Genomic DNA, 22,819 nt, shown 5'->3' with positions numbered 1-22,819 from the left:
CTAACGTCCATACATGTCAGGAATGAGGCATAAAAGACATACCACGCCGGAAATGCGATTCTGTAAGTCACATTTAATTGATACCATGCAACCCAGCGGCATTCTGTCCTGCGCATTACAAAAGTTTCCAAAAAGTAATGTGGCCGCATTCATCGCATAGATGAATTAAAAAAATATCTAATTATCCTTTTCTCCAAACCGGTGTCAGCCGATATCGCGCAGCAGTCGCCCCCGTGTCCACGCATGGCATAACCCCAGCGTGCCGTCGAACCAGTCGGGGCCAAGGCTGTGGACCTGTTGTGTGTCGTGATGCGTGCCGGTCCATGCCAGAAGCTGGATGCGGCGCTGGATGACCAGGGCGGGCAGGATGTCCAGATCCGCCTGTGTAATGGTGCCTGTCGTGCTGTAGCCGCGTAGCCAGTGATCGACCCAGCGCGGTACATGCGGATGGTCTTCATGGAAACTCAGCGCTGCCGCAAGATCCTGCATGAACCAGCTTATGCCGCAGTCATCAAAGTCGATCAGGCGTGTATGCGTGCCGCTGACCAGCAGGTTGGCCAGCCGCAGGTCGGCATGGATCAGTCCGAATCGATCCGGGTGCATGCCATAACCGGCCAGTTGCGCATCAACCTGCCGCACGCATTGCGCAATCAGGTCGTGTGCGGATGGGGTCATGCCCGGTACCCAGTCCCATCGTCCCCACAGGGCGTGGGGACCCGTCATGGTGTCAGGTGTCCATATCTTGCGGATAAACCCGTCGGGACGCGTCCAGCCGCGGCTGTGGCCATGCAGGCGTGCGGTCATGCGGCCCAGCCGGTCAAAGGCTGCCGGGTCAATGTCCGACGTGGGTTCGGTGCCATCCATCCATGCAAACAGGACCGCATGGCGCGTTACCCCGTCACCACACTGCACGGTGCGCAGGGGCATGCCGTCATGGGCGGGGATGGGCAGGGGAACTTCCAGTCCCGCTACGTGAAGGGCATCAAGCCATGCCAGTTCGCTGCGGATTTCGGGCGCGCTGTGGTAGCCGGGCCGGTGCAGGCGCAGTGCATAACGTCGCCCATCGCCTGCGTCGATACGGAAAATGACGTTTTCTGAAATGGACAGCAGGGTGGTCTGCGCATCAGGCAGGCGGTAATCAGCCAGTGCCGTATGGGCCTGTCGGTAAAGGAGGGCGGGATCGGTCATGATCCGCCCCCCATACCGTGGGAAACCCCATTGATGAAGGGTGCGTTACAGGATGCAGTTGAACTGCAGGCCCATCACCGCCGCATCATGATAGGTCGTGGTGCCGCCGGGGCGGTTGATGTACTGGAAATCCGGCTGGAAGCTCATGCCACGAGCGGTGTGGATGTTGTAGAACAGCTCGTACACATCTTCATGCGTCTGGATGCCCCATACCTTGCCCCACTGGTTGGTCAGGAACGGCGTGCCAGCCAGCACCGAGGATTCCTGCTGCAGGACGGATGCGCGGCTCATTTCGAAATAGTGGAACATTGCCCCCACCGTATCGAGCGGACGGCCCCATTTCGCACCGGTTTCCACCATGCCGGCCCATGCGTGGTATTTCATTGCCGAGACCTTGCCCGACGTATACATGAAGCCCGCCAGCGCGATCAGGCCGTTGGTCGGACCTGCGCCATTGCGCATGAACATCTGGTCTGCCTGGAACCATGCGGTACTGACGCCCGACTGCTTGCGGAACGGCCGGCCCGTCAGAACGGCCGAGTTGCCGTTTATGTCCTGATACAGGTCGCTGTACTGGGAATTGTCGTAGCCGTAACCTGCCTTGTAGTGACCGGCCAGGTGGTGGGGACCAAATTCCGGCAGCCAGCCGATTTCCACCGGGGTGGAGAATTTGCCAAGGCCACTCTGTGCCCATGACCAGCCTGAAATGCCACCGTTATAGGAATGCGGTGATACGGCGAACATACTGGCCATGATGTAGGTATCGACCGTCGGCATGACGCGGGCTACGACACCCAGGTTGCCCGAAGGCCAGTCACGGCCACCCGGCACGTATTTGCCCGGCGCGGGGTTACCGCATATCGACACGTTCATGAAGTCACAGAACAGCGGGGATGCGGCGAAGAAGCTGCCCACCGGGATCCAGCCTGCGCTGATGTCCAGCCGGTTATGGAACAGGGACTGTTCGGCATACATGTACACCAGATGGGCGACCACGTTACCACGGGCGCCATAGATCTGCTGCACGCCGGCAAGGGAATCGTGAATGTAATCGGTACTGGCATTACGGCCATGACCGTTCACGATCATGGTATGTGTCCAGAAATTCTTCGGTGCACCGGCCAGCTTGTGCCAGTCGATATCGATTTCCACACCGACCTGACCCGCATCGGTCACGCCCTGCTTGGCACCGCCACGGAAGTTACCCGCCAGCTCCTCATGCACGTCGGCCTCGATATGTACGCCGTGTTTCAGCAGGAAGGGCTGAATCCCGGCCCAGTCCCCGAAAAAATGCTGGTTTCCGTAAGGCGCGCTGAAAAATGATCCCGGATCGTTCACTGGGACATTACGTCGTGCATTGACGTTGAGGCTGGGCTGAGAGCCGATCACGCCCTGTCCTTCGCCGGGGATGGCCTGTGCCGATGCGGTTTCACTCTGGGTGAAAAACGCAAGAAGAAGCAGGGATAGCGGGACAAAAAAGCGGGAGAATGTTCTGATCATCCGCGTATCGATAGCATATTTCATGCCGAATATAAACCTTGGCAGGGGAATTATGTAAAAACTAATGTTTTGTAAAATAACGGTAAAGGAATTTTTTTTGTTATATCAATAGATTTATGTAAGATGTTATTATTAATGTGTATGTTTTTTTGTGCAATGCACAAATACATCAGAATTTTGTGTTTGTTCTCACACATTACTCATTATTTCCCTGTCGGAATGACGGTGGGCATGCCCGCTGCGATGCCCGTTGACGCCATGGCGCGGGAATGGTGAACATGGCTTCATGTCGCGACTTGATATGAAAAAAACCTTCCTGCCTGTCCGCATCGCGGTGCTGACGGTATCCGATACCCGTACGCCGGAAACGGACAGATCCGGCGATATACTGGCCGCGCGCATCACCGCCGCAGGCCATGCCGTGGCAGCGCGCGCCATCGTGTCCGATGATGTCGGGCAGCTTGCCGCCACCCTGTCGGGGTGGGTTGCGGACCCGCAGGTGGATGTCGTCATCTCGACGGGCGGCACGGGGGTAACGGGCCGTGACGTTACGCCGGAAGCTTTCGATAAAGTGATCGAAAAACGGATTGAAGGCTTTGGTGAGCTGTTTCGCATGCTGTCCTACCAGAAAATCGGCACATCCACGATCCAGTCACGCGCACTGGCTGGGGTTGCGAATGGTACTTATCTGTTCGCGTTGCCCGGGTCATCCGGCGCGGTGAAGGACGGGTGGGACGACATACTGGTCTGGCAGCTCGACAGTCGCCATGTGCCCTGCAATTTTGTCGAACTCATGCCCCGGCTGCGTGAGCACCTGTCCCCGGACGACCATCACGACTGACCGGATAACGGGAAGGAAACGGATAATGAGCGCACCAAGGCTGCTGCTGCTGGCTGGCGATTATGTCGAGGATTATGAGGTCATGGTGCCCTATCAGGCCCTGACCATGCTGGGCTATCGCGTTGATGCGGTCTGTCCGGGCCGCAGGAAGGGCGAACATGTCCTGACCGCCATCCATGATTTTGAGGGGGCGCAGACCTACAGTGAAAAGCCGGGTCACCGCTTTGCGCTGAACGCGACCTTTGATGAGATCAGTCACGGCGACTACGCGGGCCTTGTCCTGCCCGGTGGGCGTGCGCCGGAATACCTGCGGCTGGACGCACGGGTGATCGAACTGGTCCGCGCCTTTGCCGACCGGCCCATTGCTGCGATCTGCCATGCGGGCCAGCTTCTGGCTGCCGCCCGCATCATTTCGGGACGGAAGGTTTCAGCCTATCCTGCCTGCCGCCCGGAAGTGGAACTGGCAGATGGTATTTATGCCGATATCGCGCTGGATGCCGCGATTACCGATGGCCAGCTGGTCACGGCCCCGGCATGGCCCGCCCATCCGGCATGGCTTGCACAGTTCATCGCCGTGCTGGGGGCGAAAGTCACCCTGTAGCCTCGCGATAAATAAAGAAGTTTCTGGCGAAGCTTTTTTTAAGCTTCAGGGAAACGCCGCCTTTTTAAAAAAGGCGGCACCAAAAACTTTTTTTATCAATCAGATACCGCTGCTGTTCATGGCCGGACGGTTGAGGATCGACAGGAATTCGCGCCGTGTGTCCGAATTGGTACGGAAGGTGCCCAGCATGCGGCTGGTGACCATCGACACGCCGGGACGATGCACGCCGCGCGTGGTCATGCACTGGTGCGATGCCTCGATCACCACCCCCACGCCATAAGGCTGCAGTTCCTCGTTGATGGTGTTGGCGATCTGGGCCGTCAGCCGTTCCTGGATCTGGAAACGCCGGGCGTAGGCATCCACCACGCGGGCCAGCTTGGAAATCCCCACCACCCGCTTGCGCGGCAGGTAGGCTACGTGGGCCACCCCAATGATGGGCACCATGTGGTGTTCGCAATGGCTTTCCACGCGGATATCGCGCAGCAGCACCATCTCGTCATAATCATCGACTTCGGAAAAGGTGCGGCGCAGCAGGTCGACCGGGTCTTCGGCATAGCCGCAGAAGAATTCGTCATATGATTTTATGACGCGCTGGGGCGTATCACGCAGTCCCTCGCGGTCGGGATCTTCACCCGCCCAGCGCAGCAGGGTGCGGACGGCCTCCTCTGCTTCCGTGCGGGAGGGGCGGGAATCGATGGGAGTCATGCTGTTGGTTCTTGTTGCATGGGCCTGTCCGGCAGGGACACGCCGCAGAGGGGAAATTTAATGAAGGATGGCCGGATGATGCGGGCTGTCCAGGCTGAAGACGGGAATACTGACATCAAAATGCTGCCGGCTGGCGGGGCGGATCATGTGGTACATGCCACCCATGAAGCCGGTTGGCGTTTCAAGGGCGGCCCCGGACATGTATTCGAAACTGGCGGCGGCGTCGATAAGGGGCTGCTCCCCTACCACGCCGTCGCCTTCCACGCGGTCGATCCGTCCCTTTCCGTCCACGATGCGCCAGCTGCGGCGCAGTAGCTGGATCTGGTCCTTGCCGTGGTTTTCGATACGGATTCGGTACGCCCATACATAACGGTGTTCATCCGGTTCCGACTGGTCATCCAGCCAGAAGGTCTGGACAACCACGCGGACATTGTCGGTCGTCGCCTCGAAACAGGGGGTATTGTCCATTGTCTCGCCCAGCGGGGATTCCGCTCCTTCCCCACCGGGGGGAGGGAAAGGCCTGTTCTTGCTCATGGAGGGAAGCTCCTTGCTTACCGGTTGCCCAGCGCCGCGATGCCGCGCTTGAGGTCATCAATCAGGTCGTCGGCATCTTCCAGTCCGACGGAAAAGCGGATCGCCCCGTCTGTAATGCCAAGGCGGGCGCGTTCTTCGGGCGCCAGCTTCATGTGCGTGGTCGTGGCCGGATGCGTGACAAGCGAGCGCGCATCGCCAAGGTTGTTGGAAATCGAGATCAGGCGCAGTGCGTTCATGAAGACGAACGCCCCTTCCTTGCCGCCCTCGACCTCAAACGCCACCAGCGTGGAACCGGCGGACATCTGCTTTTTTGCCAGCTCATACTGCGGGTGGTCCTTGCGGCCGGGATAGAAGACCCGGACGATGCCGGGTGCATCCGCCAGGAAGTCCGCAACCCTTGCGGCATTCTGCGTCATGGCATTCACGCGCAGGCCCAGTGTCTCGATGCTTTTCAGCATGACCCATGCGTTGAAGGGCGACAGGCTGTTGCCGGTATTGCGGGTAAAGGGACGCAGGACCTCGTCAATCCATTTGGCATTGCCCAGCACCGCGCCACCCAGTACGCGGCCCTGTCCGTCGATATGCTTGGTGCATGAATACACCACCACGTCCGCACCCAGTTCCAGCGGCTTCTGGTACAGCGGGGTCGCGAACACATTATCCACCACCACAGTCGCCCCGGCCTTGTGCGCCAGTTCACAGATCATGCGGATGTCCAGCACATCCAGCATCGGGTTGGACGGGCTTTCCAGCAGCACGGCGCGCGCAGGCTTGCTCAGCGCGTCCTTCCATGCCGCCATGTCGCCACCATCGACGAATATGGTTTCCACGCCATAACGCGGCAGCAGCTCGGCCACGATCCAGTGGCACGAACCGAACAGTGCGCGTGACGCCACGACCCGGTCTCCCGCGCGCACCTGCGCCAGCAGGGCGGAGGAGACAGCGCCCATGCCCGTTGCCGTCAGCACGCAGGCTTCCGCGCCCTCCAGATCACACAGGCGGCGTTCAAGGTTGGACGTGGTCGGATTGCCAAAGCGCGAATACTGGTAATGCGAGACATCGCCCGTAAAAGTACCCTCGGCCTGTTCCGCGCTGTCATAGACAAAGCCGGAGGTCAGGAACATCGCTTCGCTGGTTTCACCATATGGCGTACGCTCAAGGCCCGCGTTGATCAGACGGGTGGCGGGGCGGAAGGATTTGGGATCAGGCTGGTCAGTCATGGCGGATGGCGATTCCTGTGAACGGGGATGGGCGTGAATACGGGCAGGGGCCAGCGCCGGTTCTGTTCCGGCAGCCCATTCCCCCAAAAGGCGGTTCACGACCGTGGAAACCATGATGCCCGCGCCCTTGCGGGCGGGATCAGGCCTCTTTAGCGCGTATGTTTTACCTCGCCGCAAGCCGGCCGTATCAAATCACGAGGGTCTGACGGGCAAGCCAGCCAGACATCAATGCTTATTGCGGATCAGGGCAGGGTGCGTCAACTGCCGCCCGTATGGCGGGGTGATTGCATCCGTCCGGCTTGTGCAGTATAGAGGGGCCGGAACGCGGGTGTAGTTCAATGGTAGAACGGCAGCTTCCCAAGCTGCATACGAGGGTTCGATTCCCTTCACCCGCTCCATCCCCCCCAAAAAAACACCATGTCCAGCCGATCTGTCCGGCAATGTCGGTGTCGCGAGGTACCGGTCGTTTACCTGTCTGTCGGCGTGGGGGACGGTTCGTCTGCCGCCTGCGTATCGATATAGGTCGTGCCGGTCCAGATCCAGCGATCCGTGTCATCAACCAGCAGGTCATGCATGCCGTCATGCATCTGTGGGGTAATGGTGATCGGCCCGCTGACGGAATCCAGAACCAAAATCCACTTGCGCCCATCGGGCAGATACACGGACGTGGAACATCCCGCCGATCCGCACAGGCTGGCGGACTGCAACTGTACAAACAACGCCATGCGGCGCGGGTTGTCCGACAACTGGCCCGATCCGGTCAACAGGACGGGCTGTTCACGCTGGTTCGCGGCGTCATGCAGGTCCTGTGTCACCAGTTTTCGGGCCTGCCGGTCCAGTTCGGTGCCGGGATGCTGCGCCAGGATCACCGGTCCGCTTTCCGCCCGCGCAACACCCGTGCCCGACAGAAGTGCTGCAGACAGGCTGGCGACACAGGCAGCCCCACGAAGGGAAGGGAAAAATCGGGGCATGGCGGACACTCCGGCTGGGGGAACAGGGTTGCGCACCCAATGTCTTTCATGCCGAAAGGTTCCCCATTCGTGCGGGGCGGATGCCGCAACCCGGCCATTTCCCTGATGCTGCCAGACCGGGACAGGACTGGCTCCCGTCCCGCTGCAGGGTCAGTTGCTTGTGTGGCGGTGGAACGTCATGGCGGTCTGTGGCGTCGCTGTGCCGGTCGTGCTGGGCCAGCTTGCCTCGATCCGGTCGCTCAGTTCATTCAGCAGGTTTTCGGTCACCTTGGCAATATTGGCATTGCTGCCCGTATTGCCCTGCGTGACGATGGTGGTGCGGTTACGCAGGATGGAGGCGCGCGAATCCTGCGGAATGATGGCCCAGTCTGCATTCAGGGCGGCCTGGCCGTCGCGGCTGACATCAAGACGGCTGATATTGAGCTGCAGCCGCCATGTCGGCCGGTCAGGCTGGCTCTGGTCGGTTACGAACAGGTGCGGCCATTTCTGCGCCAGCCGCGCCGTGATCAGGTCGGTCGCACCCACCGACAGGCGGCTGGCCCAGCGGCCCAGCCCACTGCGTTCGATCTCGTGGCCGTTGCGCACCATGATGTCCTGACTGTCCAGATAGTCGGGCATGCGCGCGCGTTCGACCTCGATCACGGGCGTGCTGTCCGTGATGGGCATGGTGGCGGTGCTTTCCGCGCCGACGGCCACGGCGGGCGCGCCAAGGGTATAGAAGCGCACCGGGGCGGAGGAACAGGCCGACAGCACAACCGCCGACAGCAGCAGTCCGCCCCCTGCCCGCAGGGCCGGATACAAACGGGAAAGGGAGACAGCGGGCTGGCGCGTTTTCATTTATTGCGTCCCATCAGCAGAAGTTGCGGATTACTTTCGACTTCATTGGCGAATCCGCGCAGCCCGTAACCAGCTTCCATAATATCACGCATCGTATCGTCCAGATTGAGCCTGTCACGTGATTGCGGGTCGGTCAGCGTTCGCAGGCTGGCAAGGGTTTCATGCGCCTGTGTCATGGTCTGGCGGGTATTGGCGATCAGCGTCAGAAGCTCCGCCCGCCGTGCGGCGAACTGCTGGCTGTTGGTGGCGATCAGCTGGTCCAGCTTGTTGATGGTGATGCTGGCGCGGTTTTCCACATCTGCAACGGCAGTACGGATGTGGGTGACCGCCGCGTCACTATGTACGGATGTCTCGCGGATACTGGCGATCATGCCCGGCAGGTCACGGTTCATGTCTTCCGCCAGCTTGTGGATACTGGCCATAGCGGTCTGCAGATCATGATGAAGCTGCTGGACGGATATGGCGACCAGCGAGGTTTCCATCTGCTGCAGCGCCGTCTGTCCCATCGGTATTTCCGTCAGGTCCGTGTCCACCAGTCCCGGGTGCAGCAGGGCCGGTACGTTGGGGGCAAGGTCAAGGTCAAGCTCGGTCTGTCCGGTGACAAGGCTGTGCAGCGACATTTCCGCCCGCAGCCCGTTGGCGATCAGTTCGGACAATGCCGGCAGGTCGCTGCGACCGGGCGCATGGTCGGGATCAAACAGGATATAGACCGGCATGTAGGTGTGATGGCTGGCCGGATCGACCTTGACCGTAATGCGTTCGACGGCACCCACCGGCACGCCCCGGAAATTAACGGGGGAGCCGATGTCCAGCCCGTTGGTCGGGCTTTCAAAAATCACCAGTGCCTCGGTGGTGCGACCGGGCAGGGGAAGCGATCCCTTTACGCCCAGTATGACGAGCGCAATGGCCGCAACCCCCAGCACGGCTGAACCGATCAGCGTCTGCCTGCCGGGCATTGGCATTACCCGTTTCCAGCGGGGCTGGAACTGTCCAGCTGTTCACGGTGCATGAAGGCATGAACCATCGGATCGGTGCAGTGGTCGCGCAGCCAGCGTGGTGATCCGTGGGCAATGGCGGTTTTCTGGTCGGCATCAAGGAAGATGCCGTCATCAGCGATGTGGAACAGGCTGGACAGTTCATGGCTGACGATGATGATCGTCGCCCCCAGCCCGTCGCGCAGGTTCAGGATCAGTTCATCCAGGCGGGCGGACGTGATCGGGTCCAGCCCGGCGGAGGGTTCATCAAAAAACAGGATGTCAGGGTCCAGCGACATGGCGCGTGCGAGGCCCGCACGCTTGCGCATGCCGCCACTGAGTTCGGACGGATACTGATCAATGGCGTGCAGCATGCCCACCAGCCCCAGCTTGAGTTCCACAAGCTGGCGGATCACGTCCGGTTTCAGCTTGGTGAACATCTGCATGGGCAGGGCGACGTTTTCGCCTACCGTCATGGAACTCCACAGCGCGCCACTTTGGAACAGGACGCCGAAACGCCGCCCGATCCGCACGCGGCTGGCGTCATCGCCTGCCCAGTAATCGTCCTTTTCCACCAGGTAAGTGCCATGGGTGGGACGCAGCAGGCCGATCATGCTCTTGAGCAGGGTGCTCTTGCCGCAGCCCGACCCGCCCATGACCGCAAAGATGCTGCCACGCTTTACGCGAAAGGATACGTCGTGCTGGATCACCTTGCTGCCGAAGGCCAGCGTCACGTCATCGACGGAAATCATCACCGGGCGGTCATCGGTGGAGGGCATCTGGGTATTCGTATCATTCATGACGGTCAGATCCCGATGACATTGGCAATAACCGCGAAAATCGCATCCAGCGCGATTACGCCCACAATGCCCACGACCACGGCCTTGGTCGCGGCAATGCCCACGTCGGCGGCGCTACGTCCGGCCTTCAGCCCGATGCGGCAGCTGGTCAGGCCGACAAAGGTGCCGAACACGAAGCTCTTGATGAAGCCGAAGGTGAACTGGTCCAGCGGCAGCGCCTGGATCGTTTCATGGAAGTAGCCCAGCGGCGACACATCCAGCATGATGTAGGACACGAAGAACCCGCCCAGCATGCCGATAAGGCACCCGTACAGGTAAAGCAGCGGCATGGTGAAGGCGAGTGCCAGCACCGAAGGCAGGATCAGGTAACTGGAAACCGGGATGCCGAATACCTGCAGCGCGTCGATTTCTTCATTGGCCTGCATGGTGGAAATGCGCGCGGCATAGGCGCCACCGGTGCGCCCGGCCATGATGATGGCGGTCATGACGGCGGACATCTCGCGCACCATGGCGATGGCCACAAGGCTTGCGACATAGATGTCGGCCGCGAATTTATGCAGTTCCACCGAACCGACAAAGGCAAGGATCGCGCCCACCAGAAAGTTCACCACGCCCACGATCAGCAGCGCCGCAGGCCCCGCCGCATTCAGGTCGGACATGAGGTCGACGGTGCGCATCATCCCGCGCCCGACCAGTGAGGCCAGGCCACCACGGGCTGCGGCCGTCCCCATTTCGCTGACGCAGCCGACCTCGTTCAGGGTATCGAGCGTAAACTGTCCCACTGCCGCCACCGGCGCGAAATGGTGGGAGGGTGGAGGCGTTGGTTCGGGTGGGATTTCAGGCAGCAGGTCCAGCAGCTTGTGCGCGGATTCCGGCAGGGTGTTGGTATCGACTTCCACATGGGCTTCACGCGCGCTGCGCTTGAGTTCCCACAGGAAGCTGATGAGCGAGGTATCCCATCTGCCCAGCTGGTCGGTGCGGAATTCAACCGGCTCACCGTGCGGCACATCCTTCAGTGCCTCGGCGGGAAAGGCGGGGGTACGTCCTTCCTGTGCAATCCAGTTCCCTGACAGTGTGACAAGGGTCCGGTTCGCCTCGGGCTGAAGATGCCATTGCGGCGCACCATTGACGGACGTATTCACCAGCCTCTCCAACCTCAGTGCCGCAACCTATGCCTGCCCGGTCACGGGGGCGGCATGCACAGAACGATCCCCGTCCACGTTACATGGATGCGTCGCGCATGCGTATGGCGGGCATCCCATGGTATTCTGTTTTCCATACCAGATGACCCGCCCGGCACAAGCCCCGCCGGTGTGGAGGCTCCGCGATGGCAACGCATGGCTTTGGGTTACTGCTGGTCCGTATCGGGCACGCCGCGTGGGTCATGCAGTATATCCAGCGCTGGATCCGCAACCGGCCTTCCCTGCACGACAGCCGTGATATCCGCCACCAGCCGCCGTGCCACCGGAAGTCGGTAATGCAGCGGATCCCAGAAATTATCGCGGTTTTCCGTCAATGGGCTGTCATGGTTGAAATCAAGGGCGATCACGTTGGGCCAGTGGGCCGCGATCCTTTCTACCCCTAGCCTGCATGCCTGCAGCCGGGTTGCGGCGATACCGCCTGCCGTTCCGTGCAGGAAAGCGGACGCAGGCGCAAACCACAGGATGGGTATGGTGGAAGCAGGCATGCGTCCGACCATTGAATCCAGTAGCGCCATGGTGGCCGGTGGCGTGGCGGCCATGCCCGGTGGGGCGGGGGTGTTGTCAGGTGGCGTCCAGTGGTCGAAGGCGGCCTGCACCCGGTTGCGCAGCTGGTCATAGCGGTTATCGGGCGGCACGAAACTGGTGTAGCCATCCAGACCGAAACGCTGGGTTTTCAGCCCCACCAGCCACAGGAACTGGTTGGTCGCTTCCTGCAGGGCATACAGGCTGGCCATGTGCAGGTAGCCGGTCCATGCGGGGTGGCCATACATCCATTCCGGCCACGGGCGGTTGGGGGATGTCAGGCTGCCGGGGCGTTCATGGCACCAGGCGGCGTCCACATCGATCATGACAATGCGCGGGGCGGGATGGGCACGCAGGAAGGTATCGAGTTCGCGCGCCTGTTCCCACGGGCTGGCGCTGTTCATGGCCATGTTCAGGAAATGGGTGCCCAGTGCGCGGTCCATCACGACGGGCTGGATCAGCCTGCTGGTGGATGTACCCAGCATGACGGAATCGAAGCGCGGGTTACGCGCCAGCGCGGGCATGGTGTAGCGGGCATTGGATGTAATGGGAATGCGTGGCAGGCAGGGGGAAAAGGGCAGTACGTCCCACGGGTCAACCGTTACGATGAACAGGTAAAGCCCGCCGCCCACCACCAGCATGGTTCCCAGCGCAAGCCGGCAGAACTGCTTCCATGCGCCAGGGCGCGCCCGCGTCATTGATGGCGGAATGTTACGACCAGTACGTCACGATAGGCCGGTCGCGCGGGATCAAGGGGCTTTACCGCCGTCACCCCGTGATAGACGCGGTTGTCGTTGACCACCGCCGTATCCAGCGGTTCATCCAGCATGAAGCTGCCTACCATGTTGCGTTGCAGGTCATGGATCGCGGTTTCGCCCGACATGACGTTCTCGCGCCGGATCATCACGACCATGACCCAGTCCACGCCATCACGGTGCAGCCCTTCCGGTGTGGGCTGGCCGGGACTGTCATCCAGCGCCTCGATACGGAACTGGTGGATTTCGGTATGCCATGTATCAGGCATGCTGGCCGGATCGGTCAGGTCCGCCACGATCCGGTGCATGAGCCGCAGGATGGCGACCAGTGCGGGGTGTGCGCCCACTTCCGGTTCCACCGCGCGGAACCAGCGTTCGATCCCGCCATTGAGTTCGTTGTAATCACGGCTCTGGTAATGGGGCTGGTGTTTCTTGCGCTGGATGCCGTCGTCGCTGATGGAAAAAGTGGCATGGCGGCGGCGGCGGTAACGCCCGCCATCCGCCATGTAGCGGTCCAGGCCCAGCCGGTTCCAGCTGGCGGCGAAGCTGGTCCAGTCCCGTAGGCCATACTGCTCCAGCAGGGGCCGCATCTCCCCTGCCGGCACGAAAGCGTAGCCATCCGTGCGCAGGGGAGATTCCAGTCGCGCCAGCAGCGTGGGCGTGCCGTCAGCCATGGGAGGGTTCATCGCCCTTGGGGCTGGTTGCATCCCTGCCGTCGCTGTCATCCGGGCTGGGGGGGGCAGGTTTGGACGCATCAGGCTGCGCGTTGTGCGCAGCGAGGATGGCTGCGGGGTTTTCCTCCATGTTCATCTGCAGGGCGCCCTTCGGGCCATTGGCCAGCAGGTTGAGCGAAGTCGGAATCGGGAATGCGACCTTTTCCTTCACCATGCGCGCGCCAAGACGGGCATAGTATTCACGATAGACCTTCCACTTCGCTCCCGCCGCCGTGCGGATGGAGCCAAGGAACTTGGCCCCGTTCCCATCAGCCTGTTCGACACCAAGGAACGAGAAGTCGGACTTGATCAGCGGGCCATAGACGGGGTCCTTGCGCAGCACGGACAACTCGTCCTTCAGGATCGCCGCGACCCGGTGCGGATCTTCCGTCAGGTCCAGCATGAAGCTGACCACCACAAGGTTGTAATCACGTGAGGTATTGGCGATCGACGTGACGGAGGAGAACGGGATGATATGCAGGTCCCCGTTGATCGCGCGCAGTCGCAGGGTGCGGATCGACAGGTGTTCCACCGTACCCGCGACACTGCCCGCGGTGACCCAGTCACCCACCTGCATCGCATTTTCCACCAGCATGAAGAAGCCGGTGATGAAGTCCTTGACCAGACTCTGCGAACCGAAGGCGATGGCCGCACCCATGATGCCCGCACCGGTCAGCAGCGGGGCGACGTTGATGCCAATCTGCGACAGCGTGGTCACGGTCACGATGATGATGATGAAGGTCAGCAGCACCGTGCGGATGATCGGCAGTACCGTGCGCAGCCGGGTGGCGCGGGATGCCTGGTCCGATGTCTCGAACCGGGTAATCTGGTTCTGCAGCGTGGCGTTGGCTACTTCCCACACCACGATGGCGATGGTGTAGGCGATCATGACCGTCAGCATGGCCCCCACGATCTTGGTGCCCAGCGAACCATGCACGAAGAAGCGGATGGCGGGCAGCCCCCATGACTGCAGCAGCAGCACGACGGTCACGAATGTCAGCAGCACCGACAGCGCACGCCGCGCGATGGGGTAGTAGTAGTCCACGCGGGCCTGCAGGCCGGGATAGCGCTTTTCGGTCGCTTCAGGCACATGGAAGATCTTGTTCTGCACGCTGAAGGCCAGCACGGACAGCAGCCGTGCGCCAAGGATGACCACAATGGTCAGCGACAGCGTGCGCAGGATCCAGGCATAGCCACCACGGATCTGGGTGGCCCAGACCAGCCACAGCGCGAAGTCGAAGAACATGGCCGGAATCCACCAGAAGCGGACCATCTTGCCCACGAAGATCCAGAACGGCTTTTCACGCAGGCGGCCCGAGGGCTGCAGTGCCGCACCCACATGGTGGCGGATGCGCCAGATGAAGATCGCGATCAGGATATGTTCGATCAGCACCACGGCGCGGATGATGGCTTCCGTGCCGCGGGCGGGCATGTGAAACACGCCACCCAGCGTGGACAGGCAGACCACGATGGACGGGGCCGCGACAAGGAAGTTCCACCACCGCGTGACCATGCGCGCCGTCGCGTCCGATGCACTGCACAGGCGGATGGTGGGGGAGTGCGGGACGAACACCGTCTCCAGCAGCAGGTAGATCACGCGCGCAATTACGTACGCGTTCGTCAGCGTGATGGTGACCATCGCGGCCTGATGGGTGGAGGTGAACAGCGCGGATGCGCCATAACCCAGCCCGCAGAACAGGGCGACCGGCAGCAGTTTGATCAGCAGGTGCAGCAGTGAATAGGGAATGCGCGTGATGATGCGCAGCGTTTCATGCTGCTGGCGGTCATCGTTCTGGCGTGCCTGTTCGGTCTGCTGTTCGGCCTGTGCATCGGCGGTGGTGGCGGGCGGCGGGGCAGGCTGGTTCTCATCCGCCTGGTCTTCCCGCTTCAGGCGCTGGTTCAGGCGTTGCTCGGTCGCCACTGCGCGCGCGGTGACACCCGCCAGCGGCTTGCGCATGGCGATGGACAGCGCGCGTTCGGCAACAAGGGCGAGGATGAAGATGATGCTGGCGCGACCCATTGCATCCAGCAGGATCCGGCGTGAATCCGCATTGGACAGGATGGAGTGAACCCACCGGCCCACAAAGGCCAGGTCCTTGAACAGCCCCATGAAGTTCTGGCCCTGCTGCAACGCGATGTCGCGTATGTGGGTCAGTTCGCTCATGGTTTCGCTGCTGATGCTGTCGGGTTCAAGCGACACATCGGCAGGGGCGGCTTTTTTCGCGGGGGCCGCAGCAGCCGGGGCTGGTTTGGGCGCGGGCAGCCCCTTGGCGATGGCGTCAAGGGTGCGGGTGAACTCCTCGCGCTTCTGCGGGTCGTTCATGACCGACAGTACCTGCTGCGCCTGCTGGCTGGTTATGCCCTGCGGGGCTGCGTCGGTATCCGCCGCGCGGGCCTGCATGGCCCATGGCAGTAGTGCCAGCATGAAGGCCGCCAGCAATGTCAGGATACCGCCCCGTCTGGACCGGGTTGGGGCGGAATGGACCGTTGTCGCGTAATGGGCCGACATGCGGATTGTTCACCTCCTTGGAAAATCAGGAAACCCGGCGCAGCGTCAGGTTCCCCGCCGTAACACCAAAACGCCCGCGCGCATTCCTGCGCGGGGCGGACCGTCATGCTGCGGGAAAAACATTCAATATCAGAATAGAAGGCCGAGCGAGGCGGGAAGGTTGCATTTTTGCCATGTTTTTTTGTGTCAGCCACCCCATTGCGGTGGCGGCGGGGCAGCGGCCCGTGCCTCGCGGCGGATCACGCAGGTGCCCGCCAGGATGTCATGCAGACCCTGCTTGCGCTGCGTCCACATGACCATGAGGAAGCCCACCCCACAGATCAGCGCCGACAGGTATTTGCCGAAATACCGCCCCGCCGCGCGCAGCAGCGTGATGCGGTTGCCATACAGGTCGGTCACGCGCATGTTGCACATGATCTTGCCCGGCGTGGCCTGCAGGGATGATGCCTCGAACACGATGTAATACGCGGCGGGCAGCAGCAGGGTAATCAGTTCGAACAGCCCGTTGCCGTTCCAGTGCAGGTGGGGCGTGCTGGACAGGATGGTGTAGTCTGCGGGCTGGATATAGGAGATGCGGTAGTCGCCCCCGCTGCCCCCCGTCGATTGCGGGTCGAATATCGAGATCGACAGGCTGGGCGGTACCAGCAGCATGCCCAGCAGGCCGAGCACCGCCCATAGCACGATGGAATCGATCACATAGGCCACGACCCGGATCCAGAACCCCCCATAGGTCCAGACGTCCTGTGGGGTGGAAGCAGGGCGGAAAAACGGGTTTGTCATGCAGGCGTTTCCTGTCTGGCAGACGTGGTGGGTATACCCGGACAGCAATGCCATCGCTGCGTGCGCAACGGAACAGGAAAAAACGGCCTCCCCTCAATCAGGTGCCCATTATTGCCTAGCTGCGGTAGGAACCGTTGATGTCGATATAGCCGTGCGTCAGGTCGCAGCCCCATGCCTGCGCTGTGCCGTTGCCAAGTCCCAGGTCAATGGTAATCTCGATTTCCTGCCCGCGCATATGCGCGACCACGGGGGTTTCATCGTAATCGGGCGCAACGGTGCCATTCTGGGCGATCCATGCTCCGCCAATGCCGACCGACAGCGTATCACGGTTGGCGGGTTCGCCACATTTGCCAACCGCCATGACGACGCGGCCCCAGTTGGCGTCTTCCCCCGCCACGGCCGTCTTGACCAGCGGGGAATTGGCGACGGCCATGGCCACGCGGTGGGCCGATTCATCGGATACGGCGCCGGTGACGGTGATGTGCATCATCTTCGTCACGCCTTCCCCGTCGCGGATCACCAGCAGCGCCAGTTCCAGCAGCAGGGAATCGAGTGCATCGCGGAAATCCGCCAGGTCGGTCGACTGTGCATCCCCGATTTCCGCATTGCCCGCCTGCCCGGTGGCGAACAGCAGGATCATGTCGGAGGTGGATGTATCCGAATCCACAGTGATGCAGTTGAAGCTGCGGTTGACGCCATCGGCCAGCAGGGACTGGATCACGCTGGCGGGCAGCTTCGCATCAGTTGCGATGAAGGACAGCAGGGTCGCCATGTCCGGTGCCACCATGCCGCTGCCCTTGACGATGCCCTGGATGCGCACCGTCGTTTCACCAATGCGTGCCGTGCGGGTCGCGGCCTTGGGAAAGGTGTCGGTGGTCATGATGCCACGTGCGGCGTCCGCCCACCCGTCATCGGACAGGGTGGCGTACAGGCCGGGCAGGGCGGCTGAAATCTTCTGATAGGGCAGGATTTCACCGATCACGCCGGTGGAGGCGAGGAAGACCTCGCTCGCGGCACAGTTGACCAGACGTGCCGCATCAGCTGCATTGGCCTGTGTCGCCTCGAAGCCGGCGCGGCCGGTAAAGACATTGGCGTTCCCGGCATTGACCACCAGAGCACGCGCACGGCCATCGGCCATCGCGGCGCGGCACCAGTCCACCGGCGCGCCGGGGCATTTGCTGCGGGTATACACGCCTGCCACCGTCGTGCCCGGCGCGAATTCCGCCATTACCAGATCGGTCCGCCCCTTGTAGCGGATGCCTGCCGCTGTTGCACCAAAACGCACGCCCGCCACGGGCGGAAGGTCAGGCATTGGCCGGGCAAGGGGGGAGACGGGCAGGGCATGGGCCATGGTCAGTCAGGATCCTGGGATGACAGCGGGAAACAGGGAATGAATATAATAAGGGCGCGGGCGGGAATGCGGTTGCATGCCCACCCGCGCCACAGTCCGGTCAGTGGGCAGCGGGCTGTTCAGGCAGCGGCTTGCCATCGGGGCCGAAGCGCACGACCTTGACCTGTGACAGGGCGTTGCTGACGGCCTTCTGCACGCCTTCCTGGATCAGCTTCTGGCGGATCTGGTCGCGGGTTGCATCCAGCGTGGGCGTCGGCGCGGTGCGCTTGCCCAGCACCTGAATTACGTGCCAGCCATACTGGGTATGAACCGGGGTCTGGCTGAAGGTGTTGGGCTGCATGGCCGATGCCGCATCCCAGAAGGTCGGCAGCATGTCGCCCTTCTTGAACCAGCCAAGATCGCCGCCATTCTGCTTGGCCGACCCGGGGTCCTTGGACAGCTTGGTGGCCAGCTGGCCGAAATCGGCGCCGCCCTTGAGCTGCTTGATGACGTCGTTGGCCTCGGCCTCGGTCTGCACCAGAATATGACGGGCGTGGATTTCTTCCGCGCCCGGCTTGTTGGCGTAGTTCTTGTCGTAATACGCCTTGACCGCATCATCGGTCAGCGTGGGGGCGACCTGTGCCGACAGATACGCATTCTGCAGCGCATTCTGTGACGCCTGCTGCATCTGCTGCTGGACGTCGGGCTGCTTGTCCAGCCCGGCCTTGGCGGCTGCGACCTGGATGGCGCGCTGGTCCACAAGCTGGTTGAGCAGGATCGGCACGATGATGTTGTCGGGCAGCTTGCGCAGCTGCTCGGGCATCGTGGCCATGGCCTGCCGCACATCATTGAGGCGGATGTCCTGTCCGTTCACGCTGGCGAGGAGCGGATTCTGGTCCGCCGTGGCCGGCGCGCCCGGCTTGGCCGCCGCGGGGGCGGGTGCCGGGGCGGGTGTCGCCGCGAATGCAGGAGGGATGATGAAAGAGGAAGCAAGCAGGGCCATCGTTGCGACAGCCTTTGCCGGACTGATAGTCCGCATGTGCAAAAAACCCTAGTTATGAACGCGTTCGGCAGGCATCATGGCGAAGGGTGGCCCGGCCTGCAAGGGCCGGATGCGATATGGCCGTTTTCCCCCGCTTTTGCCACGGCGCTGCGGTCCATCGGTTGACCGTTGGCGGCGTGGGTCCTATCTCATGTCTCCGCGCGAGAATTTTATCCGCCAAGCCTGCCCCCGCCCCCGCCGGTCCGTCGCGGGCGTGCGGGAATGCCATTCCGGGAAGGTCTTCATGTTCGCCAGTATTGCCCGCGCCCTGTTCGGAACCGCCAATGACCGGGCGCTGAAATCGTACCAGCGGCGCGTGCCCGCGATCAACGCGCTGGAAGCCCAGGTCCAGACGCTGGACGATGCCGCCCTTGCCGCCAAGACGCCCGAATTCCGTGAACGCCTTGCCAAAGGTGAAACGCTGGATGCCCTGCTGCCCGAAGCCTTCGCCGTCTGCCGCGAGGCCTCGAAGCGTGTGCTGGGCATGCGGCATTTCGATGTGCAGCTGATTGGTGGCATGGTCCTGCATGATGGCAAGATTGCGGAAATGCGCACCGGTGAGGGAAAGACCCTCGTCGCGACCCTTGCCGTCTATCTCAGCGCGCTGGCGGGTAAAGGCGTGCATGTCGTGACCGTCAACGACTACCTGGCCAGCCGCGATGCAGACCAGATGGGCAGGCTGTACGAATTCCTTGGGCTGAGCGTGGGCGTGGTCGTGCCCAACATGCCCGAGGACGAGCGCCGCGCCGCCTACCGTGCCGACATAACCTACGGCACCAACAACGAATTTGGCTTCGACTATCTGCGCGACAACATGAAGTACCGCGTGGAAGACATGGTCCAGCGGCCCTTTCACCATGCCATTGTCGATGAAGTCGACTCGATCCTGATCGATGAGGCGCGCACCCCCCTCATCATCTCCGGCCCTGCCGAGGACAGTTCCGACCTGTACCGTGCGGTGGACGAAGTGATGGTCGCCCTGGTGGCTGACCCGGAGGCGTATGAGAAGGACGAGAAATTCCGCTCCGTCATCCTGACCGAAAAGGGCGCGGAACAGGTGGAGGAGCTGCTGCGCGGTGCTGGCGTCCTGCACGAAGGCGGCCTGTATGACAGCCAGAACGTGGCGGTGATCCACCACGTCCAGCAGTCTCTGCGCGCGCATACGCTGTTCACCCGTGATGTCGATTACATCGTGCGCGGTGGCAAGGTGGTCATCATTGATGAGTTCACCGGCCGCATGATGGAAGGCCGCCGGTATTCGGATGGCCTGCACCAGGCGCTGGAAGCCAAGGAACATGTCGAGGTCCAGCAGGAAAACCAGACCCTGGCCTCGATCACGTTCCAGAACTACTTCCGCATGTATCCCCGCCTGTCCGGCATGACCGGCACGGCCATGACGGAAGCCGACGAATTCGCGGATATCTACAAGCTCGACGTAATCGAGATCCCGACAAACCTGCCCGTCGCGCGCAAGGACGATGATGACGAGGTCTACCTGACCGCACGGGAGAAATACGAGGCGGTCGCGAGCCTTATCAAGGATATCAGCAAGACATCCGGCCAGCCGGTGCTGGTGGGCACCACCTCGATCGAGAAGAGCGAATACCTCTCGTCCCTGCTGCGCCAGCATGGCATCAAGCATAACGTGCTGAACGCCCGTTTCCATGAACTCGAGGCCGAGATCGTGGCGCAGGCCGGGGCGCCGGGCGCGATCACGATTGCGACCAACATGGCCGGGCGCGGCACGGACATCAAGCTGGGCGGCAATGTGGACATGCTGATCCATCAGCGCCTTGCCGGAATCGAGGATCCGGACGAACGTGCCCTGCGCGAGCAGGAACTGCGTGAGACGGTGGCCCGCGATCACGATATCGTGCGCAAGGCGGGTGGCCTGTATGTCATCGGCACCGAGCGGCACGAAAGCCGCCGTATCGACAACCAGCTGCGTGGGCGCGCGGGCCGTCAGGGCGATCCGGGCAATTCGCGCTTCTTCATCTCGCTTGAAGATGACCTCATGCGCATCTTCGGTACCGACCGCATGGGCAACATGCTGCAGAAGCTGGGCCTGAAGGAGGGGGAGGCGATCGTCCATCCCTGGATCAACAAGGCCCTTGAGCGTGCGCAGAAGAAGGTCGAGGCCCGTAACTTCGACATGCGGAAGAACACGCTCAAATATGATGACGTGATGAATGACCAGCGCAAGGAAGTCTATGCCCAGCGCCGGGAATACATGGCGGCGGAGGATGTCTCCCCCATCATCACCGAAATGCGTGAAGACGTGATCCATGACATGGTGGCCCGTCGCATTCCCGAAAAATCCTTTGCCGAACAGTGGCTGAAGGATGAACTGGCGCAGGATGTGCAGACCACGCTGAACCTGACCCTGCCAATCGCGGAATGGGCGAAGGAAGACGGCGTGGACGCCACGGTCGTCGCCGAACGGATCGAGCAGGCGGCCGCCCAGTCACAGGCCAGCCGGGCCGCCAATTTCGGACCGTCCGTCATGCGCTATGTGGAAAAACAGGTGCTGTTGACCACGTTTGACGCGGTATGGAAGGAACACCTGCTGGCGCTGGACCAGCTGCGGCAGGGCATCGGCCTGCGCGCCTATGGCCAGAAGGACCCGCTGAACGAGTTCAAGCACGAGGCGTTTGAGCTGTTCCATGCCATGCTTGACCACCTGCGGGTGCGCGTGACGTCAACCATGGCGCGGGTGGAAATGGCACCGCCGCCGATCGACAACCCGTTTGCCGGTGTCGCCGAAATCCATTCCGACCCGGAGGTGCCGGGGCTGGAGAACGAGCCGGGACCGGGGCTTATGCCCGACGCGACGGGCAGCCAGCCGGACCCGTCCATGGCGACACCCATTGGCGGGGCTGCGGTCATGCCTGATGACCCGTCCAGCTGGGGCGAGGTCTCACGCAATTCGCCCTGCCCCTGCGGGTCAGGCAAGAAATACAAGCACTGCCACGGGCGGCTGGTCTGACCAGCCGTCCCGGTGCGGACAGCCAAGAACGATAGACGAAACAGGATCAGGGACGAACGATGGCGGGTCATTCCCAATTCAAGAACATCATGCATCGCAAGGGCGCGCAGGACGCCAAGCGGGCCAAGCAGTTTGCCAAGGTCATTCGTGAAATCACCGTGGCCACGCGTGAGGGCATGCCCGACCCGGCCATGAACCCGCGCCTGCGCGCCGCGATTTCGGCCGCGCGTGAAGTCAACATGCCCAAGGACACGGTTGAGCGCGCGATCAAGAAGGCATCGGGTGCTGGCGGCGGTGATGACTACACCGAAGTCCGTTACGAAGGGTATGGCCCCGCCGGTGTGGCCGTGATCGTGGAAGGACTGACGGATAACCGCAACCGCACGGCGTCCGACGTGCGGGCTGCGTTTTCCAAGCATGGCGGTTCACTGGGGGAGACGAATTCGGTGTCCTTCATGTTCACTCGCCTTGGCGTGATTACCTATCCGCTTGATGCGGCCAGCGAGGATGACCTGATCGAAACCGGGCTTGAAGCCGGGGCCGAGAATGTCGAGACCGTGGACGGCGTGCATGAAGTGACCTGCCCGGTCGAATCTTTTTTTGCCGTGCGTGACGCGCTGGAAACCCGCTTTGGCGAACCCGCTTCGGCCAAGCTGGACTGGCGGCCGTCCAACACGGTTGAACTGGATGAAGACAGGGCGCGCAGCGTGTTCAAGCTGATCGACACGCTGGAAGACCATGACGACGTGCAGGCGGTGTACGCCAATTTCGACGTGCCGGACGACGTGGCCGAAAAGCTGTCGGCCTGA

The 22,819-nt window shown here is 61.9% G+C and carries 20 protein-coding genes, 1 tRNA gene and 1 riboswitch; of the genes, 5 read left to right on the top strand and 16 right to left on the bottom strand.

Translation table 11 applies throughout. From position 1 onward, the window contains the following. Positions 1-204: 204 nt before the first annotated feature. Positions 205-1,188 carry a phosphotransferase enzyme family protein gene (locus tag ACE2AA_RS09755; protein ID WP_395369608.1) on the bottom strand — a complete coding sequence of 328 codons (984 nt, stop codon included), beginning with the start codon at positions 1,186-1,188 and terminating at the stop codon, positions 205-207. Between the two features lie 45 nt (positions 1,189-1,233). Beyond that, the gene (locus ACE2AA_RS09750) at positions 1,234-2,712 is read right to left on the bottom strand and encodes a carbohydrate porin (protein WP_141261130.1); all 1,479 of its coding nucleotides are present in this window, start codon (positions 2,710-2,712) and stop codon (positions 1,234-1,236) included. A gap of 262 nt (positions 2,713-2,974) precedes the next feature. Here ACE2AA_RS09750 and moaB point away from each other — a divergent pair, with 262 nt between their 5' ends. Both moaB and ACE2AA_RS09740 read left to right on the top strand, forming a co-directional pair. Next, positions 2,975-3,529 (top strand): molybdenum cofactor biosynthesis protein B, encoded by a 555-nt coding sequence (gene moaB, locus ACE2AA_RS09745; protein ID WP_141301254.1) that lies wholly within the window; start codon positions 2,975-2,977, stop codon positions 3,527-3,529. Positions 3,530-3,554: 25 nt separating this feature from the next. Continuing rightward, entirely contained in the window at positions 3,555-4,130 is a 576-nt protein-coding gene (locus ACE2AA_RS09740) for a DJ-1/PfpI family protein (protein WP_141261126.1), read from the top strand. Positions 4,131-4,229: 99 nt separating this feature from the next. Here the strand turns inward: ACE2AA_RS09740 and folE are convergent, their stop codons facing one another. The 3 genes from folE to metZ all read right to left on the bottom strand — a co-directional run bounded on the left by folE (position 4,230) and on the right by metZ (position 6,589). Beyond that, a complete protein-coding gene (folE, locus tag ACE2AA_RS09735) occupies positions 4,230-4,835 on the bottom strand; it encodes a GTP cyclohydrolase I FolE (protein ID WP_010509068.1) in 606 nt (201 codons plus the stop codon). Positions 4,836-4,892: 57 nt separating this feature from the next. Beyond that, complete coding sequence (apaG, locus tag ACE2AA_RS09730; RefSeq protein ID WP_141261212.1) at positions 4,893-5,303, bottom strand: Co2+/Mg2+ efflux protein ApaG; 411 nt, start codon at positions 5,301-5,303, stop codon at positions 4,893-4,895. Between the two features lie 83 nt (positions 5,304-5,386). Then, positions 5,387-6,589 (bottom strand): O-succinylhomoserine sulfhydrylase, encoded by a 1,203-nt coding sequence (gene metZ, locus ACE2AA_RS09725; RefSeq protein WP_141261210.1) that lies wholly within the window; start codon positions 6,587-6,589, stop codon positions 5,387-5,389. 128 nt (positions 6,590-6,717) lie between these two features. Then, positions 6,718-6,798, bottom strand: a riboswitch (SAM riboswitch). A 115-nt stretch (positions 6,799-6,913) separates the two neighbouring features. On the opposite strand from metZ, the gene ACE2AA_RS09720 reads away from it, so the two are divergent. After that, positions 6,914-6,987 (top strand) — tRNA-Gly (locus ACE2AA_RS09720). Between the two features lie 69 nt (positions 6,988-7,056). On the opposite strand, the gene ACE2AA_RS09715 is transcribed toward ACE2AA_RS09720, so the two are convergent. The 11 genes from ACE2AA_RS09715 to ACE2AA_RS09665 form a co-directional block, all read right to left on the bottom strand. Then, on the bottom strand, positions 7,057-7,560 hold the full coding sequence (locus ACE2AA_RS09715; protein ID WP_395369606.1) for a hypothetical protein: 504 nt from the start codon (positions 7,558-7,560) through the stop codon (positions 7,057-7,059). Positions 7,561-7,710: 150 nt separating this feature from the next. After that, positions 7,711-8,397 (bottom strand): membrane integrity-associated transporter subunit PqiC, encoded by a 687-nt coding sequence (locus ACE2AA_RS09710; RefSeq protein ID WP_141261124.1) that lies wholly within the window; start codon positions 8,395-8,397, stop codon positions 7,711-7,713. Further along, complete coding sequence (locus ACE2AA_RS09705; protein WP_395369604.1) at positions 8,394-9,359, bottom strand: MlaD family protein; 966 nt, start codon at positions 9,357-9,359, stop codon at positions 8,394-8,396. The genes ACE2AA_RS09710 and ACE2AA_RS09705 overlap by 4 nt, the downstream gene beginning before the upstream one ends. Then, positions 9,359-10,171 (bottom strand): ABC transporter ATP-binding protein, encoded by an 813-nt coding sequence (locus ACE2AA_RS09700; RefSeq protein ID WP_141261121.1) that lies wholly within the window; start codon positions 10,169-10,171, stop codon positions 9,359-9,361. Before ACE2AA_RS09700 ends, ACE2AA_RS09705 begins: the two co-directional genes overlap by 1 nt. Positions 10,172-10,176: 5 nt before the next feature. Further along, the gene (locus ACE2AA_RS09695) at positions 10,177-11,313 is read right to left on the bottom strand and encodes an ABC transporter permease (protein WP_141261118.1); all 1,137 of its coding nucleotides are present in this window, start codon (positions 11,311-11,313) and stop codon (positions 10,177-10,179) included. Between the two features lie 206 nt (positions 11,314-11,519). Then, positions 11,520-12,593: a hypothetical protein gene (locus tag ACE2AA_RS09690; protein ID WP_395369601.1), complete on the bottom strand. Its 1,074-nt coding sequence runs from the start codon at positions 12,591-12,593 to the stop codon at positions 11,520-11,522. Next, positions 12,590-13,324, bottom strand: a complete 735-nt coding sequence (locus ACE2AA_RS09685) for a 2OG-Fe dioxygenase family protein (protein WP_395369599.1) — start codon at positions 13,322-13,324, stop codon at positions 12,590-12,592. The genes ACE2AA_RS09690 and ACE2AA_RS09685 overlap by 4 nt, the downstream gene beginning before the upstream one ends. After that, positions 13,317-15,872: a mechanosensitive ion channel family protein gene (locus ACE2AA_RS09680; RefSeq protein ID WP_395369598.1), complete on the bottom strand. Its 2,556-nt coding sequence runs from the start codon at positions 15,870-15,872 to the stop codon at positions 13,317-13,319. The genes ACE2AA_RS09685 and ACE2AA_RS09680 overlap by 8 nt, the downstream gene beginning before the upstream one ends. A gap of 186 nt (positions 15,873-16,058) precedes the next feature. Then, positions 16,059-16,652 carry an RDD family protein gene (locus ACE2AA_RS09675; RefSeq protein WP_141261113.1) on the bottom strand — a complete coding sequence of 198 codons (594 nt, stop codon included), beginning with the start codon at positions 16,650-16,652 and terminating at the stop codon, positions 16,059-16,061. A 115-nt stretch (positions 16,653-16,767) separates the two neighbouring features. Beyond that, positions 16,768-18,003, bottom strand: coding sequence for a bifunctional glutamate N-acetyltransferase/amino-acid acetyltransferase ArgJ (gene argJ / locus ACE2AA_RS09670; RefSeq protein WP_395369596.1), 1,236 nt, complete (start codon positions 18,001-18,003; stop codon positions 16,768-16,770). 100 nt (positions 18,004-18,103) lie between these two features. Continuing rightward, the gene (locus tag ACE2AA_RS09665; protein ID WP_395369595.1) at positions 18,104-19,021 is read right to left on the bottom strand and encodes a peptidylprolyl isomerase; all 918 of its coding nucleotides are present in this window, start codon (positions 19,019-19,021) and stop codon (positions 18,104-18,106) included. Between the two features lie 247 nt (positions 19,022-19,268). On the opposite strand from ACE2AA_RS09665, the gene secA reads away from it, so the two are divergent. Next, positions 19,269-22,010, top strand: coding sequence for a preprotein translocase subunit SecA (gene secA / locus ACE2AA_RS09660; protein ID WP_141301246.1), 2,742 nt, complete (start codon positions 19,269-19,271; stop codon positions 22,008-22,010). A gap of 59 nt (positions 22,011-22,069) precedes the next feature. Continuing rightward, positions 22,070-22,819: a YebC/PmpR family DNA-binding transcriptional regulator gene (locus tag ACE2AA_RS09655; protein ID WP_141261106.1), complete on the top strand. Its 750-nt coding sequence runs from the start codon at positions 22,070-22,072 to the stop codon at positions 22,817-22,819.

It is taken from the genome of Komagataeibacter diospyri (genome assembly GCF_043995075.1).
In the GTDB taxonomy this organism is placed as follows: Bacteria; Pseudomonadota; Alphaproteobacteria; order Acetobacterales; family Acetobacteraceae; genus Komagataeibacter; species Komagataeibacter diospyri.
This window is presented reverse-complemented; position numbering and strand designations above follow the sequence as displayed.